The following is a 15,542-nucleotide window of genomic DNA, read 5'->3' as shown; positions in this document are numbered from 1 at the left end:
CCCTCACGTAGCGTAAGGTTCTAGCCTCTTTCGTGCGCACTGAACGGAGGCTCGCATGCTGTTGAAAACAGGAGAACTGGCGAAGAAGAGCGGACTGACCGTCCGCACGCTGCATCACTACGACGCCATTGGCCTGCTCACACCTTCAGCGCGCGCCGATAACGGCTACCGCCTGTACAACCGCGACGACATCGCCCGGCTTCACCGGATCCAGGCGTTGCGCGGTTTCGGCCTTTCGCTTGCCGACATCGGCGCTTATCTCTCCCAGCCCGATACGCCTCTTGCCGAACTCATCGCGCGGCAGATCGTCATGCTCGATCATCAGATCGAGAAGGCGGCGCGTCTGCGCGACCGCCTGGGAAATCTGCGCGGCATGCTGATCGACGGCAAGGAGCCCGAGCTGGCCGACTGGCTCAATACGCTGGAGTTGATGACGATGTTCGACCGCTACTTTTCGCCCGAAGAACTCGATCGCCTGCCTATGTACCGCAACACGCACACGCAGTCATCCGAATGGACGGCGCTCATCGCCGATGCGCGCGCGCTGATGGACGCGGGCGTGCCGGCCGACGACGCGCGTGCCCGCGCGCTCGCCGACCGCTGGATGACGCTGCTCGCACGCGATACGAACGACGATCCGCGCCTGCTTTCAAAGCTGAACCGCATGCACGACAACGAACCGTCGATGCAGGCGAGCATCGGCATATCGCCCGAATTGCGGGACTATGTGATCCGCGCTTTCTCGGCGACGAAGATCGCGATCTACGAGCGCTATCTGTCCCCGGCGGAGTTCCACTTCCTGCGCGAGAGCTACGGCAGGCACGCGATGGCGTGGCCGGAGTTGATGGCCGATGTCCGCGATGCGATCGATGAAGGCACAACGCCCGATTCGCCGCGTGCGCAGGATCTGGCGCGACGCTGGATGGCGCTCTTTCGCAGCTACGCGGGCGACGATCGCGCGACGCACGCGAAGATCCGGCATGCGTTGCAAAACGAGCCGGAGCTGACCAGGGGATCGTGGACGAACGAGGCGTTGCTCGGCTTCATGCGCGACGCGATGAGGCGTCTCGAAAGCACCGAGTAATGCCTCAATACCGCGCCCAGACGATGCCGAGTATCGTCGCTTCGTCGTCGAACACTTCGAGCGTGTCGGTCAGCGCTTGAACGGGTCCGGCGTGGTTGACGAAAAGCGCATAGGCGAGGCGCCGCCCGCTCTTCGCGTCCATGTAACCCGCCATGTTCATCGCGACCATCTGGCCGTTGGTCACGGTCGCGCCGCTCTTCACCCTGATGTGCTCCTTGCCGACGACATCCCGGCCGATGGCCGCGAGCGAGCCGTCGATGCCCAGAATCGACAACGCGTCGCGATACACCGGATAGATCGGCAGGCGGCTCATCACGGTGAGCAGCGTCGCGGTCGTGCGCGCGCTCGCACGGCTGTCGGGCGAGCCGCTGCCGTTCGTCGGAAAGTCGAAGCCCGCGCCGTCGATCCCGAGCGTGCCCGTCAGATACCGGCGTTCGGCGACGAGCGCGGCATCGACCGTGCGCGCGCCTTGCGCGAGACCTTGATACATCAGGCTCAGATTGGCGCCGGTGTTCAGGCTTACCTTGAGGATCAGCTTGGCGATTTCGGAGTAGGGCAGCGAGGTGAAGCTCGCCACCTGCGTCGCGCTCGAATAGCTTTGCGCCGATGGCAGCCTGCTTCGGTCATTCGGCTGAACGGCGGGCGCCGAGACGCTGACGCCCGCGCGCGTCAATGCGTCGATGAAGGCGGTGCGCGCGAACGACGGCGGATCTTCCACACGCAGGTTGCTCACATACAGATTGTTGCCGACGAGCGGCGACGTGTAGCCCATCGGGATCGTCGCGGGCGCGGCGAGGCTCGCTGCGCCCGAGATCGTGCCGTGACAGCCGGGCGCGGCGAGACAACTGAGCGGTCCATCGTCGAGCGCATCGCCCGATGTGACGATGTCCGCCGCGCTATTGGCCGCCGTCGTGAGCGTCGCGCCCTGCATGGTCATCGCGCTCGTGCGCGGGCGCCAGTCGAGCTGGCCGGGCTGTCCGGCCGATGTCGGCGCGAGCGTCACGTCGATCACGTTTTCGTTCACGAGGATCGGCGAGATGAGCACGTTGCCGTTGGGCACGCGAAACGCATCGAAGAGCCTGTCATCGACGATGACATCGCCGCTGACCGACGTGATGCCCGCCGCCCTGACCTGTTGCGCGAGCTGGTTGATGGCGGTCAGCGGATCTTCCGGCGTCAGGATCGCGCCGTCGAAGGCGCGCGCCTCGTTGTGATCGAAGTCGGTGAAATCGATGGTGCCGTCCGGTTTCTGCCGCCCGCCGAAGGTGAGATCGCCGGAAGCCTTCAGGATGAGATCGCCCGTGAGCTTGCCCGATGCGTCGAGCGTGCCGTTGCGATAGACCGGCGTTTCGAAGCGATGATCCGCGCCAATGATATTGAGCGCGCTGCCCACCGAGTAGAGCTTGCGCACGGAGCCGGTGAACGAGAGCGTGTCGGGTTGCAGCGCGGCGAGCGTTTCGCCGGTGGTGGCGTCCATCACGACCATCGACCATTGCGAGTTCGCGCTCGTGTAGCGCGGCTTTTTCATCACCTGATCGATGGGATCGTCCGACGAACCGCCGCCGCAACTCGCGGCGAGAAGGCTGGATGCGATCAACAACGGGACAGCCAGGATTCGCGCGCGCATGGTCTTGTTCCCTTCGTTATTTACCGAGAATCAGCATAGGACGCGCGGATTCGGAATACAAAGCGAAAGCGTCGGCTCAACGCTTCGACTGGCCGATCACGCCGGCGAGAATCTGAATTCCCTCGCGGATCTTATCGACCGGCACGCTCGCATAACCGAGAATCAGACCGGCGGGCCGGGTCCGCGCATCGACGGTCGGCGCGGCATAAAGCTGCGATACCGGATAGACGCCCACGCCCTTCGCATGCGCGGCGGCGACGAGCGCGGCCTCATCCTTCGAATCGAGAAACGGCAGCCACAGCGTGACATGCAGCCCGGCGGCGGTGCCGGTCACCTGCGCGCTCTGCGGCAGAAGATGCGCGATGGCATCGAGCAACGCCGCGCGACGCCGTTCGTATTCGCGTCGGACGCGCCGCACATGACGTTCATACGCGCCGCCTTCGATCAGCGATGCGAGCACGCGCTGATCGATGACCGCCGAATGCCGGTCGCTCAGCCTCTTGGCCTGACGGAACACCGGCACGAGATCGTGCGGCAGGATCATGTAGCCCAGCCGGAGATGCGGCGAAAGCGCCTTGGAGAATGTGCCGATGTAGATCACGCGGCCATTCGAATCGATCGATTGCAACGCATCGATCGGGCGCTGGCCGTAACGGAACTCGCCGTCGTAGTCGTCCTCGATGATCCAGGCATCGTGCCGTTGCGCCCATTCGAGCAATTCGAGCCGGCGTCCGACCGGCAACACGCCGCCCAGCGGAAACTGATGCGAGGGCGTCACGTAAGCGAGCCGCGCGCGGCCATCGGCGGGGAGACGGCGCGTGTCGAGACCATGTTCGTCGACGGCAACAGGCAGCGGCACGCCGCCCGACGCTTCGAAGCAATGGCGCGCGATCAGATAGCCGGGGTCTTCGAACGCGAACGTATCGCCGGGATCGAGCAGGACGCGCGCGCATAGATCGAGCGCCTGCTGCGTGCCGTTCACCACGACGATCTGTTCGCTGTCGCAGACGAGCCCACGCGCACGTCCCAGATACGCCTGCAACGCGCCCCGCAGCGAAGCATCGCCTTCGGGCGCGACGTAGTAGAGGCTGTCCGGCTGATGCAGTAGCTCGGCCTGATACGCCCGCTTCCAGATCAGCGAAGGAAAGTCGCGCGAGGACACCGCGCCGTACAGGAAGTTGACGCTGCCCTGCTTCGTCTGATGAAGCACGGGCATGGGCAGCGTCGAAACGCGCTCGCCGTATGCGGATAATGCGGGCGCGGTGCGGGCAACGCGCGTCGGACCGGGCGGCGCGAGCGGCACCGGCGGCGTGGCGACGCGCGCGACGCGGCCCGCCGATGTGACGAGGAAGCCTTCGGCGGCGAGTTGTTCGAAGGCAGCGGTGACGGTTGTGCGCGAGACGCCCAGATCGGCGGCCAGCGCGCGCGTCGATGGCGCGGACGCGCCCGCGGGCAGCGTGCCGTCGGCAATCTGGGCGCGCAGCAGATCGTAGATGCGCTGCCCCGTGCCGGCTCTGTTCAACTGGACCATGAAAAACAACCGAAACTGGATCTTCTTATTGTGCCTGTTTCGGGCGATAGTGACGGAGTTCCGTCACCTTTGCCGAGCATTCACGATGTATATCCCGCCGCACTTCGCAGAGACTCGTCCCGAAGAACTCCATCGGATCATTCGCGCGCATGCGCTCGGAATACTCGTCACGCATGACGACGCCGGTCTGGACGCCAATCACATTCCGTTCGAATTCGATCCCGAGCGAGGCACGCACGGACTGCTCACGGCGCATGTCGCGCGCGCCAACGATATCTGGCAGCGGTGCCCGACCGGCACGCCGGTCATGGTGATTTTTCGCGGCGCGGAGGGTTATATCTCGCCGAACTGGTATCCGAGCAAACATGAGGCGCATCGGCAGGTGCCGACCTGGAACTACGAAGTCGTGCATGCGCATGGCGTGCTCACCGTGCGCGACGACGAACCGTTCGTGCGCGGACTCGTCGCGCGTCTGACGCGTCGGCATGAGGCGAGCGAGCCGAAGCCGTGGAAGATGGGCGACTCGGAGCCAGACTTCATCGATGGCATGCTGCGCAATATCGTGGGCATCGAGATTGCCGTGACGTCGATCGTGGGCAAATCGAAGCTGAGCCAGAACAAGGAGACGCGCGATCGCATCAACGCCGCCGATACTTTGCAGGCGCGCGGAAATGAAGAACTGGCTCAGGCGATGTCGCGCGCCGGGTGACGATCGCGCTTTAGCAAACGCTCGTCACCACCGCGCCGCCGATGTCCCCGGTTGCTCCGAATCGCGCGCATAGCCCGCAGGCGTTCGCGTCAGTTGCGCGCTCGGCCGCACGGCCATCAATTCGCCGAAGCCGGATTCATACCGCTCGACATACGGCGCGAAATCCGGCTTCGCCGTCTTCAATCCATCCTCGACGCGCCCCAGTCCACGCAGCCAATGCCCCGTCTGCGCGAGCGATATCTGAACATGCCAGCTTCCGCCTTCGCGCTGCTGCTTCCATAGCGCGGCGGCCGCGCCGAACGCCATCAGAAAGCCGCTCGCCATGTCGAGCATCTGCATCGGCAATGGACGCGGCTTGCTTTCGCCCGCCGCTTCGCCTTCGGCTGCGTTGAATCCCATCGCAGTTTGAACGAGTGAATCGAAGCCGCGCCGTTCGGCCCACGGACCATCCGTGCCGTACGCGGTCAGCGACGTATAAACGATCCCCGGCCTGCGCTCCGCCACCTCTTGCGGACCGAAACCCAGCGACGCGATCCCGCCCGGCCGATACCCCTGCGCGAACACATGCGCATCGTCGATTAAACGCCAGAGCGTGTCGCGATCCGAAGGCGAGCGAAGATCGAGCAACGCCGAGCGTTTGCCCCGGCTCGTATCCGCGATTGCAGGAATATTCGGCAGATGCGGCCCGTTCACGAGCATCACGTCCGCGCCGAACGCGGCAAGCGCCCGGCCGCCGACCGGCCCGGCGAGAATGCGCGTGAAATCGAGCACGCGAAGGCCGTCGAGCGGACGCGCATCGGCGGACAAGGGCGGCAATGCGAGCGGCGGCGCATCGCCGATACGCGTGATCGTCATCAACGGCTGCGCGGCGATGGCTTGCGCCTGAGGCGTCGCATCCCATTCGTCGAACGTGCGCAGCATCGTGACGACGAGCCCGCGCTCCGCCGCCGCGTTTTCGAAATCGCGACCGCGCCATGCGAGCAACGCGCGCTCGGCATCCTCGCGCGTCGCCGTTTGCGGATCGAGCCCGAGCAGTCGCAGCGCGCCATCCTGATGATGCTCGAAGTTCGCATGGATGCGCACGTAGCCATCGGCGCATCGATACAGCCCGGAAAAGCGTCCCCACGTCTCCGGCTCCTTGCCATCGACCGTGAACGCTCCGGTGCATTCGACAGCCGCATGCGTCATGTCGACCGACACGCGCTGCCGCTCAACGCCACGCAGCGCGCCGAGCTCGCAAGCCGCGAGCGCCGCCGCGCCGATGGTCGCCTGCGCCGCCGCGCCGATCGCAAAGCTGGAAGGAAAAACCGGATCGCGACCCGGAAGGTCGATGAAAGAAAGCGCATCGTCGGGCAAGCCGGCGATGCGCCATATGTCGTGCAGCGTATCGAGGGAGGAAGTCATGGTCGGTCGGCGCGCGTGCTTCGTGTGGAGCACCCATTATCGCGCCAACCGCATTCAATGGCGCCGCGTCGCCAGTTCCGCGCCCTGACGCAGCGCTTCGAGCATGCTGCCTTCATCGGCGATGCCCTTGCCCGCGATATCGAACGCCGTGCCGTGATCGACCGACGTGCGGATCACATCGAGCCCGACCGTCACGTTCACGCCCGCTTCGAGGCCGAGCACCTTCACGGGACCGTGCCCCTGATCGTGATACATCGCGACGACGAGATCGAAGTCGCCACGTCCCGCGCGATAGAAGAGCGTATCGGCGGGCAGCGGGCCGGTCACATCGAGCCCGCGTTCCTGCAGGATTTTCACGGCCGGAATGATCTTTTCCTCTTCCTCGCCATAGCCGAACAGCCCGTTCTCGCCCGCATGCGGATTGATCCCGCACACGCCGATGCGCGGCTTCTCGATGCCCGCCTTCACGAGCGTCGCGTTGCCGCGTTCGATCGTGCGCTGCACGAGACCCGGCTCGATCTTGCGGATCGCATCGATGATGCCGATGTGCGTCGTCACGTGAATCACGCGCAACTGCGGTGCGACGAGCATCATCGACACTTCGTCGACGCCCGTCAGATGCGCGAGCATCTCCGTGTGGCCGGGAAACTTGTGGCCGCCCGCGTGCAGCGCTTCCTTGTTGAGCGGCGCGGTGCAGATCGCGTCGATCTGATGCGCCTGCGCCAGCTCAACGGCGCGCGCGATGTACTGATACGCCGCATCCCCCGCGACGGCGGACAGTTCGCCGAAGGGCAGATCGTCGGGAATCAGGCCGAGATCGATGCAGTCGATCACGCCCGGCTCATAACGCGCTTCGGTCGCATCCGCGATGCGCCGCACCTTCGCCTTGCCGCCGACGAGTGCGTTGGCGCGCTCGAGACGGCGCGCATCGCCGATCACGAGCGGACGGCACTGCTGATAAACGGCATCGTGCGCGAGGCTCTTGACGACGACTTCCGGGCCTACGCCGCTCGCGTCGCCCATCGTGATGCCGATAACGGGGAGAGTGTTGTTCATGATCTTTCGTCTGGTGATGTCGTGTGCTGGCGCGCGATGGGAATATCCGCGCCGCGCAAATGAAGGTAAGCGCCGAGCAGTGCGTGCTCGCTGCCGAACGCGCCCGCTTTCGTGACGATCGAGGGGCCTTTGCCGCCCGATGGCCGGCCGAGCGCGACACCCGCTTCGATTTCGCGCACGAGTTCGAGGCTGCCGACGTTCGCGGCGGCGAGGATCGCGCGGGCGGTTTCGCCGCCGGTCGCGATCAGTCCGCCGAGCGCGTCGAAGTGAGGCGCGACGAGCGCCGCGAGCGCGTTCGAGAGCAGCGCGCCTTCGGCGGGATCGAACGCGTCGTCGCGGCCGATGCGCACGATCGCGTCCTGCCTGTCGCGCACCGAATCGCCGATCCGTTCATGCCACGCGAGCCATTGCGGATGACGCGCGCCATCGCGCAACACGGCGGGCGGCACGATCATTTCGCGCACGCCGGCTTCGGCGCGCAGCAGCGCGCATTGACGCTCGGAAATCGCGGAGAGGCTGCCGACGAGCGCGAGGATCGGGCCTTGCGCCGGGTCAATCAAGCTTGCCGGATGCGGAGAAGCATCGGCATCGAAGAGATCGGGCAACGCGGCCAGTTCGCGCGCGAGCCCGCCCGAGCCGACCCAGAAAAACGGCGCGTCGATCGACGCGGTCACGCGTGCGAGCGCGGCGAGATCGTCGCCGGTTTCGGCATCGACGATGATCGCGTCGATGCCATGCGCCGATGCCGCCGCCGACGCGACCATCGCGGCGACATCCTGCGGCGAGGCGCGAAACGAATCCAGCGACACATGCGCAACGCGCAGGCCCACCATGTCGAGCATTCCGCGCAATCCCGCGTTCTGCCCGGCGTTTTCGAGTTGCCACGTTTCGGTGTCTTCGAGCGGCACGCCGCGCACGAACACGCGGCCATCGCGCACCGTGCGGCCCGTCGCGGGGAACGCGGGGGTGACGATCGCCGGTCCGGCGATGCGCGTCAGCGCCGCGACTTCGGCGGTCCAGTTGCCGCGCAAGGTCGAATCGATCTTCTTGTAGAGACGCCGGCCCGGCGCGCGCAGCGTCTGCCATGCGCTCGCCGTGCGCTTCGCGGCGTCGGCGGGCGTGAGGCGTCGCGTGTCGGTGTCGGCGGCGATGACCGTCGCGTTCGCGTGCGATGCATCCGCATCGAGCGAGACGACGGTTTGCAGGCCGGCCGCCGCGAAGGGGATCGCGCAATCGGCCGCGCCCGACAGATCGTCGGCGACGATCAGCAAGCTCTTCATTGCGTGGCCTCGCGTGTCTTCGACGACGAACGCGCATCGAGCCGCGCGTTCACGCGTTTTGCAATCGACGCCGTCAGGATCGGCGACACGATCGCCGTCACGACCACGCATGCCGCGACGAGCAGCGTCGCGGACTTCGCCGCGTCGGCATAAACCGGATTGGCCGCCGCGATCAGCGCCGGAACGGCGGCCGCGTTACCCGCCGTGTTCGCCGCCGCCGCGCCCGCCACGCCCGTGCCGCCCGTCAGACGATCCGCGAAGTACAGCGGAATGCCCGTCACGACGACGACCGCGAAGCCCAGGCCGATGCCGAGCAGACCGGCTTGCCAGACCTTGTGCAGATCGAGGCTCGCGCCGAGCGCCAGCGCGAAGAACGGAATCATCACCGGGACGGCGCGGCCGAGAAACTCGCGCATCTCGCGATCCAGATTGCCGAGCAGCATGCCGACCGCGAGCGGCAGAATGCTGCCGACGAGCGTCGGCCAAGGAAACGCCGAGAGGCCCGCGACGCCGAGCGTGACCATCGTCAGGAACGGGCCGGATTCGAGCGACATGATCGTGTATGCGCCGACGTCTTCCGAGCGGCCGTACTGGCCCATCAGCGCCATGTAGAGGCCGCCGTTGGTGTCGTTCATCGCGGCGACGACAGCCAGCGTCGAGATGCCCGCGAACAGGCCCGACGTGACCGGCTGCTCGCCGAGGAAATGCCCGAGCACGATGCCCGCGACGATCGCCGTGCCGACCTTCGTCGCGAACAGCGCGCCGCCTTTCTTGAGCAGATAGGGCGTCGCCTTCACGTCGATGCTTGCGCCCATGCAGACATAGAACACCGCGAGAATCGGCAGCGATCCGGTGAAGAGCGCGTTCGTGAACGAACCGAAGAACTTCGGCATGTTCGGCGCGAACGTCGCGATCAGCGAGCCGATCAGAAGCGGGACGATCATCATGCCGCCGGGCACGCGCTCGACGGCGCGCTTGATATGAATCTGAGCCATACATGTCTCCAGAGTGGTTTCTGCCCGGTTCGATCATAAAGTGATTGAACCGGGCAATTCGGAGTGTAGCCCTCCGGTTCGTTTTGCGCAAACCGGTCGTCGTGCGTGTTTATCCTGATCGAATCGATCAAATCGATCGCGATACGCTCGAATAACCGCAAGCATCGGACGGACCCGGCCGGTTCGCTACACTGTGCGTCGCCGTCAGAACCGAAAAGAACTCAGGGAACAGGATGAAAGTCGAGAAACGCCGCGAAGCCATGCTCAGGGCCGTGCTCTCCGGCATGAACGATGTCGCCGCGCTGTGCGATCACTTCGGCATGTCGGAGGCGACGGTGCGCCGCGACCTGCGCGCGCTCGCCGACGAGCGGCGCATCGTGCGCACGTATGGCGGCGCGGCATCGGTGGGCATGCACGAGCCGGAAGAATCGCTCGATACGCGGCGCGAGAGTTTTCGCGAGCAAAAGGAAGCGATCGCGCGCGCGGCGGCGCGTCACGTGCAGGACGGCGACACGATCTTCCTCGACGGCGGCACGACCAACGCGGCGCTCGCGCGCGCGCTCGCCGGCCGCTCGGAAGTGCACGTCGTGACGAACAATCTGCTCGCGGTCAATGTGCTCGCGTCGGCGGACGTGCGTGTGACGCTGATCGGCGGCGACGTGCGGCCATCGAGCATGAGCACGCTCGGGCCCATCGCGCAGGTGGCGCTCACGCGCGTCACGTTCGACAAGGCTTTTCTCGGCGCGGACGGCGTCGTCGCGGGACGCGGACTCTGCGAAGCGACGGCGGAGCAGGCGTTTTTGAAGGAGTGCATCGCGGGCCAGGCGGCGAGCGTGTTCGTGCTGGTCACGTCCAACAAGCTCGAACGCGCGAACCAGCAGCACTGGACGCCGCTGGAGCGCGACTGGACGCTCGTCACCGATGCATTGGCCGAAGCGCCGGTTCTCGCGCGCTTCGAGGAGCGGGGGAATGTGACGGTGGAATGCGCCGAGCTTACGTCGAAAGAATCGTGACCAGCGCGACGGCCGAATCGCCCGCGAGCTGACCGCCGTTGTTCTCCGCGAGCGCGACCTTCGCGCCCGGACGTTGCCGCGCGCCGGCCCGGCCGCGCAACTGCTCCGTGAGTTCGACGATCTGCGCGACGCCCGTTGCGCCGACCGGATGCCCGCGCGACAGCAGGCCGCCGCTCGGATTCACCGAAATCCTTCCGCCGATGCCGGTATCGCCGGAACGGATCAGCTTCGGTGCATCGCCGGGTGCGCACAGACCGAGGTTCTCGTAGTGAATGAGTTCGGCGGGCGCGGAGGCATCGTGCAATTCGACGACATGCACATCCTCCGGTCCGATGCCCGCTTCCTCATACGCCGCGCGCGCCGCACGCACCGCGACGAGTTCGCCGGAGCCATCCGCTTTCGCCGATACGATCGAGCTCGCGCGAATGTACACCGGGCGAATGTCGTGCTTCGCGGCGAATTCCTCGGAGCAGATGAACAGGGCCGCGCCGCCGTCGCCGATCGACGAGCACATGAAGAGCGTCAGCGGATCGCTGACCATGCGGCTCGTCAACACCTCCTCGACGCTCGTTTCCTTGCGGAACTGCGCGTGCGGATTCAGCGAGCCCGCATGACGGCTCTTCACGACGACGCGTGCGAAATCGCTCGCCTCGGCGCCGGTCTTTTCCATCCACTTGCGCGCCTTCGCGGCGTACAGGTCCATGAAGAGCGAGCCGGTTCCGGTCGTCACGCCTTCGGGCAGCGGCTCATCGAGATCGACGGCCTTCGCGAACGCGCCGAACGAAACCGCCTTGTCTTCGTGCGACAGCTTTTCGACGCCGACGACGAGCGCCGTTTCCGCCTGCCCCGACGCCACCGACAGCCACGCGAGATTCAGCGCCGAGCTGCCGGACGCGCAGGCGTTCTCGATGTTGAACATCGGTTTGCCGTCGAGCCCGGTGTTACGCAGCGACGACTGCGCGCGAATCATTTCCTGTCCCGTGACGACGCCCGCCGCCGCGTTGCCGAAGAACACGCGGTCGACATCGTTCACGCCGACATGCGCGTCCTTCAACGCGAGCGACACTGCTTCTTCCGCGAGCGACTTCAGATTGCGTTCGAGAAACTTGCCGAAGGGCGTCATGCCGACGCCGCCGATCACTACTTTGCGCATGGTTGTCTCCATTGCATTAGATAAAAGAAAGCCTTAATCCAGCGTTTTGCCGCGCGTTTCCGGCATGCGCGCATAGACGATGCAGCTCGCCGCGCACACGGCGGCCACGTAGATCCAGAGGTATTGCGAGAGACCGGCGCTGTTCATCGCGGTGACGATGGTGGGCAGCGTGCCGCCGAAGAGCGCGGCGGAGACCGCGTAAGGCAGCGCGACGCCCGTCGCACGGACATGCGCGGGGAACTGCTCGGCCATCACGGTCGCGCAGGTCGCGGCGAATCCCGACGACAGCAACATGCCGATGCTGACGATGACCGTCGCGCTCCAGTAGTCATTGGTGAGAAAGTGCAGCGCGGGATACGCGAAGAGCGCGGAACCTGCGGCGAACGCGATCAGCACCGGCTTGCGGCCGATGCGGTCGGACAACATGCCGAGCAGCGGAATCGCGACGAGCGACACGACGATCGAGACGACGCTCGCGCTGAACGCATCGCGCAGCGGCAGGCCGCGCATGTGGGCGAGCGTCGGGAACATCACGAGCCAGAGATAGACGCAGAGATTGCCCGCCATCGCGATGCCGATCACGCGCAACGCGGCGCGCCGATGCTCGCGCAGGATCGTCGCGACCGGATGACGCATGTGCTGACGCGACGAGACGTTCTTCTTGAACGCATCGGTTTCGGAAACGGCCAGGCGAAACCACAGCGCGACGAAGCCCATCAGTCCGGCGATCGTGAACGCGATGCGCCAGCCCCACGCGGCCATTGAGGGCGCATCGATCATCGATGTGAGCAGCGCACCGATCGACGCCGCCACGAGCACGCCGCCGTTCACCGCGAAGTGTTGCCACGATCCCGCGAAGCCGCGCCGCGCAGGCGATGCGGATTCCATCAGAAAGGTCGATGCGGAGCCGAACTCGCCGCCGGCCGCGAAACCCTGCACGAGCCGCGCGGCGACGAGCACGAGCGGCGCCGCGATGCCGATGGACGCATAGCCCGGACACGCCGCGATGACGAGCGAACTGCCCGCCATCAGCGCAACCGACAGCGCGAGGCCGTTCTTGCGTCCGTGACGGTCGGCATACGCGCCGAGCAGCGCGCCGCCGATGGGCCGCATCACGAAGCCGACCGCGAACACGGCGAAGGCCGCGAGCAGCGCGATGCTCGCGTTGTTCGCCGGAAAGAACTGCCGCGAGAACAGCGACGCGAACGTCGCATAGATGATCCAGTCCGTGAACTCGACGATGGTGCCGAGCGTCGCCGCGACGATCGCTTTTCGCTGTGCGCCGGTGAGCGGCGTTGCGGCCGGCTCGGCTACGTTGGGAAGCGTGGTGTCCATGATGCGTCTCCGTGTGTGTTTGTGATGGACGCATCGTAGGTTTGGCTTTTCGCGCGCTCAAACGACATTTTTTGCGTGCTCGATTGACTTCTTATCAATCGAAAACGCGCGCACGAAAACTCAATCGACGGCGCAAAAAATGTCGTTTGAGGCGCGGCATGGAGCGGCCTAGCATCGGGGCATTCGTTCAAGGAGACAGCAATGAATGCTTCATCACAGGAAGTCGCGATCGTCACGGGCGGCGCGAAGGGCATCGGCTTCGGTATCGCTCGGACGCTGGCACGCGACGGCAAGCGCATCGCGCTTTTCGATCTCGATCGCGCCGCGCTCGACGAAGCCGCGACGACGCTCGCCGCATCCGGCGCGGAAGTGATCGCGCTGCCGGTCGATGTGACGAAGAGCGAGTCGGTGAACGGCTCGGTCGATGCGGTGATCGAGCGTTACGGGCGCATCGACGTGCTCGTGAACAATGCGGGCATCGTGCGCGACAAGCGCATCACGCGCATGAGCGACGACGACTGGGACGCGGTCATCGACGTGAATCTCAAGTCGCAATTCCTGTGCTGCCGCGCGGTGCTTGCGCACATGAGCGCGGCGAAGCACGGGCGCATCGTGAACATCTCGTCGCGTGCGTGGCTCGGCGGCGTGGGGCAGGCGAACTATTCGGCGGCGAAGGGCGGCGTGGTGAGTCTCACGCGCAGTCTCGCGCTCGAATGGGCGAAGGACGGCATCACGGTGAATGCGGTCGCGCCGGGCATCGTCGATACGCCGCTCTTTCAGGCTTTCGACGCGGCGTTGCAAGAGAAGCTGAAGAAGTCGGTGCCGGTGCAGCGTATCGGCACGCCGGAGGATATCGCGGAGGCGGTGCGCTTTTTCGCGCGGCGCGAGGCGTCGTACATCACCGGGCAGACGCTTTATGTGTGCGGCGGGCGCTCGCTGTCGTCGCCGAGCGTCTGAGCGAAGGGAGGACATCATGACCATTCGCTACACCGTCTCCGATCACGTCGCCGTCGTGACGCTTGACCGGCCCGAAGCCCTCAACGCGCTCGATATCGACACGCTCGCCGAACTGCGCGCGCGTCTTGCCGATGCCCGCGACGACGATGATGTTCGCGTGATCGTCATCACCGGTGCGGGCGCGAAGTCGTTCTGCGTGGGCGCGGATTTGAAGCGCACGCTGCCGCCGTCGACATCGTTCGGATCGTCGTTCGTGAAGTCGATCGATCGCGCGGGCGCCGAAGGCATCTACGTGCGGCTGATGGAGCTTGGCTCGTTGCGTATCTTCAAGCCGATCATCGGCGCGATCAACGGTTATTGCCTGGGCGGCGGGCTGGAGCTCGCGTTGCAGTGCGATTTGCGTATCGCGTCGAGGAGTGCGGTTTTTGGCTTGCCCGAAGCGGTCGTCGCGAGCATTCCTGCCGTGTGCGGCATTCAGGCGTTGCAGCGCGCGGTGCCGTCGGCTATCGCGATGAAGATGCTCTTTACCGGTGCCAAGGTTGATGCGGAGTATGCGTATCGCGTTGGATTGATATCGGATATCTGCGAGCCTGAGGCCTTGATGGACGATGCGCTGGAACTCGCGCGCACGATCGCTTCGAATGGACCGCTCGCGGTGCAGATGATCAAGAAGGTCATCGAGACTAGTGCGAATGTGCCTTTAACACAGGCGCTTGAGTTTACTGAACTCGCCTGGGGCGCGATGAGGGAGTCGGAAGATCGTGTGGAAGGGCGCAAGGCGTTTGCCGAGAAGCGTAAGCCTCGGTATAGGGGGCGGTAGTTTGGCTTTTTGCGGGGGCTTTCGTGGAATCCCGATTTCGTGTCGGTCTATTAGCACTGCCCCTCCCCGGGGCGGGGGTCACTTTCTTTGCTGCTGCAAAGAAAGTAACCAAAGAAAGCAGCTTCTCATCGCCCGCGGTCACACGCACGTTGGCCATGCTTGCCAGCCGGAAGTGGCACTCGCCTAAGTGTCGCCCCCACAGGCCCAACCGGGCTTGGCTCGCGCACGGTCTGCCGCCCGAGACGTTTCAGGGCGCTGGTTCAGCACGAAAGAGTTTCGGCACAGCGCTACGCGCTGCCGTTGGGTATGCGAGGGAAACCGTCGAGAAAAGATGGAAGCATCAGCAAAGAAGCGCATGCAAACCCGATGGACCGGTCGGCCGCGAAGCGGGCCGGAGCTATTTGGTGCTGAACCAGTTTTTTGTGTGGTGCGATGAGTCAGACCGTGCGCGGTCCAAGCCCCGCGAGACCTTCGAGGGCACTCGCTACTGCCGGGCCATTAGGCCAATTGTCTGTGCCGCGGCCGGTGTGAAGTGCTTAGGCTGGGGATAGCTGTTTCTTTGGTTACTTTCTTTGCAG

The 15,542-nt window shown here is 65.3% G+C and carries 13 protein-coding genes; 5 read left to right on the top strand and 8 right to left on the bottom strand.

The features are described from left to right. Nucleotides 1-55: 55 nt before the first annotated feature. A complete protein-coding gene (locus tag PQR08_RS21955; RefSeq protein ID WP_250485799.1) occupies nt 56-1,084 on the top strand; it encodes a MerR family transcriptional regulator in 1,029 nt (342 codons plus the stop codon). Between the two features lie 4 nt (nt 1,085-1,088). On the opposite strand, the gene PQR08_RS21950 is transcribed toward PQR08_RS21955, so the two are convergent. Then, a complete protein-coding gene (locus PQR08_RS21950; RefSeq protein ID WP_250485800.1) occupies nt 1,089-2,711 on the bottom strand; it encodes a D-alanyl-D-alanine carboxypeptidase/D-alanyl-D-alanine-endopeptidase in 1,623 nt (540 codons plus the stop codon). 76 nt (nt 2,712-2,787) lie between these two features. After that, nucleotides 2,788-4,242 (bottom strand): MocR-like pyridoxine biosynthesis transcription factor PdxR, encoded by a 1,455-nt coding sequence (gene pdxR / locus PQR08_RS21945; RefSeq protein ID WP_250485801.1) that lies wholly within the window; start codon nt 4,240-4,242, stop codon nt 2,788-2,790. 85 nt (nt 4,243-4,327) lie between these two features. Between pdxR and PQR08_RS21940 the strand changes: the two genes are divergently transcribed. Next, nucleotides 4,328-4,951: an FMN-binding negative transcriptional regulator gene (locus PQR08_RS21940; protein WP_250485802.1), complete on the top strand. Its 624-nt coding sequence runs from the start codon at nt 4,328-4,330 to the stop codon at nt 4,949-4,951. Nucleotides 4,952-4,975: 24 nt separating this feature from the next. Here PQR08_RS21940 and PQR08_RS21935 read toward each other — a convergent pair whose 3' ends face one another. Genes PQR08_RS21935 through PQR08_RS21920 form a run of 4 tightly spaced genes read right to left on the bottom strand, consistent with a single transcriptional unit; the run spans nt 4,976 to nt 9,686 of the window. Then, nucleotides 4,976-6,355 (bottom strand): CoA transferase, encoded by a 1,380-nt coding sequence (locus PQR08_RS21935; RefSeq protein ID WP_250485803.1) that lies wholly within the window; start codon nt 6,353-6,355, stop codon nt 4,976-4,978. A 54-nt stretch (nt 6,356-6,409) separates the two neighbouring features. Beyond that, nucleotides 6,410-7,411, bottom strand: a complete 1,002-nt coding sequence (gene pdxA, locus PQR08_RS21930; protein ID WP_250485804.1) for a 4-hydroxythreonine-4-phosphate dehydrogenase PdxA — start codon at nt 7,409-7,411, stop codon at nt 6,410-6,412. Then, nucleotides 7,408-8,691, bottom strand: a complete 1,284-nt coding sequence (locus PQR08_RS21925; protein WP_250485805.1) for a four-carbon acid sugar kinase family protein — start codon at nt 8,689-8,691, stop codon at nt 7,408-7,410. The genes pdxA and PQR08_RS21925 overlap by 4 nt, the downstream gene beginning before the upstream one ends. Continuing rightward, complete coding sequence (locus tag PQR08_RS21920; protein WP_238289812.1) at nt 8,688-9,686, bottom strand: 2-keto-3-deoxygluconate permease; 999 nt, start codon at nt 9,684-9,686, stop codon at nt 8,688-8,690. Before PQR08_RS21920 ends, PQR08_RS21925 begins: the two co-directional genes overlap by 4 nt. 233 nt (nt 9,687-9,919) lie before the next feature. Here PQR08_RS21920 and PQR08_RS21915 point away from each other — a divergent pair, with 233 nt between their 5' ends. Next, nucleotides 9,920-10,699, top strand: coding sequence for a DeoR/GlpR family DNA-binding transcription regulator (locus PQR08_RS21915; protein ID WP_238289814.1), 780 nt, complete (start codon nt 9,920-9,922; stop codon nt 10,697-10,699). Here the strand turns inward: PQR08_RS21915 and PQR08_RS21910 are convergent. Both PQR08_RS21910 and PQR08_RS21905 read right to left on the bottom strand, forming a co-directional pair. Next, nucleotides 10,680-11,852 (bottom strand): thiolase family protein, encoded by a 1,173-nt coding sequence (locus PQR08_RS21910; protein WP_250485807.1) that lies wholly within the window; start codon nt 11,850-11,852, stop codon nt 10,680-10,682. The two genes, PQR08_RS21915 and PQR08_RS21910, sit on opposite strands and share 20 nt — an antisense overlap. 33 nt (nt 11,853-11,885) lie before the next feature. Continuing rightward, nucleotides 11,886-13,187 carry an MFS transporter gene (locus PQR08_RS21905; protein ID WP_250485808.1) on the bottom strand — a complete coding sequence of 434 codons (1,302 nt, stop codon included), beginning with the start codon at nt 13,185-13,187 and terminating at the stop codon, nt 11,886-11,888. Between the two features lie 201 nt (nt 13,188-13,388). On the opposite strand from PQR08_RS21905, the gene PQR08_RS21900 reads away from it, so the two are divergent. Beyond that, complete coding sequence (locus PQR08_RS21900) at nt 13,389-14,144, top strand: SDR family NAD(P)-dependent oxidoreductase (RefSeq protein WP_250485809.1); 756 nt, start codon at nt 13,389-13,391, stop codon at nt 14,142-14,144. Between the two features lie 16 nt (nt 14,145-14,160). Beyond that, nucleotides 14,161-14,964: an enoyl-CoA hydratase/isomerase family protein gene (locus tag PQR08_RS21895; protein ID WP_250485810.1), complete on the top strand. Its 804-nt coding sequence runs from the start codon at nt 14,161-14,163 to the stop codon at nt 14,962-14,964. Nucleotides 14,965-15,542 lie beyond the last annotated feature (578 nt).

The sequence above is a fragment of the Caballeronia jiangsuensis genome (assembly GCF_046030135.1).
Lineage (GTDB): Bacteria > Pseudomonadota > Gammaproteobacteria > Burkholderiales > Burkholderiaceae > Caballeronia > Caballeronia jiangsuensis.
Note: the sequence above shows the minus strand (reverse complement) of the source record. Positions and strands in the feature narration are given on the sequence as shown.

Coding starts and splice junctions, on each gene's coding strand:
- PQR08_RS21955 (WP_250485799.1), top strand. CDS start 56: ATGCTGTTGAAAACAGGAGAACTGGCGAAGAAGAGCGGACTGACCGTC.
- PQR08_RS21950 (WP_250485800.1), bottom strand. CDS start 2,711: ATGCGCGCGCGAATCCTGGCTGTCCCGTTGTTGATCGCATCCAGCCTT.
- pdxR (WP_250485801.1), bottom strand. CDS start 4,242: ATGGTCCAGTTGAACAGAGCCGGCACGGGGCAGCGCATCTACGATCTG.
- PQR08_RS21940 (WP_250485802.1), top strand. CDS start 4,328: ATGTATATCCCGCCGCACTTCGCAGAGACTCGTCCCGAAGAACTCCAT.
- PQR08_RS21935 (WP_250485803.1), bottom strand. CDS start 6,355: ATGACTTCCTCCCTCGATACGCTGCACGACATATGGCGCATCGCCGGC.
- pdxA (WP_250485804.1), bottom strand. CDS start 7,411: ATGAACAACACTCTCCCCGTTATCGGCATCACGATGGGCGACGCGAGC.
- PQR08_RS21925 (WP_250485805.1), bottom strand. CDS start 8,691: ATGAAGAGCTTGCTGATCGTCGCCGACGATCTGTCGGGCGCGGCCGAT.
- PQR08_RS21920 (WP_238289812.1), bottom strand. CDS start 9,686: ATGGCTCAGATTCATATCAAGCGCGCCGTCGAGCGCGTGCCCGGCGGC.
- PQR08_RS21915 (WP_238289814.1), top strand. CDS start 9,920: ATGAAAGTCGAGAAACGCCGCGAAGCCATGCTCAGGGCCGTGCTCTCC.
- PQR08_RS21910 (WP_250485807.1), bottom strand. CDS start 11,852: ATGCGCAAAGTAGTGATCGGCGGCGTCGGCATGACGCCCTTCGGCAAG.
- PQR08_RS21905 (WP_250485808.1), bottom strand. CDS start 13,187: ATGGACACCACGCTTCCCAACGTAGCCGAGCCGGCCGCAACGCCGCTC.
- PQR08_RS21900 (WP_250485809.1), top strand. CDS start 13,389: ATGAATGCTTCATCACAGGAAGTCGCGATCGTCACGGGCGGCGCGAAG.
- PQR08_RS21895 (WP_250485810.1), top strand. CDS start 14,161: ATGACCATTCGCTACACCGTCTCCGATCACGTCGCCGTCGTGACGCTT.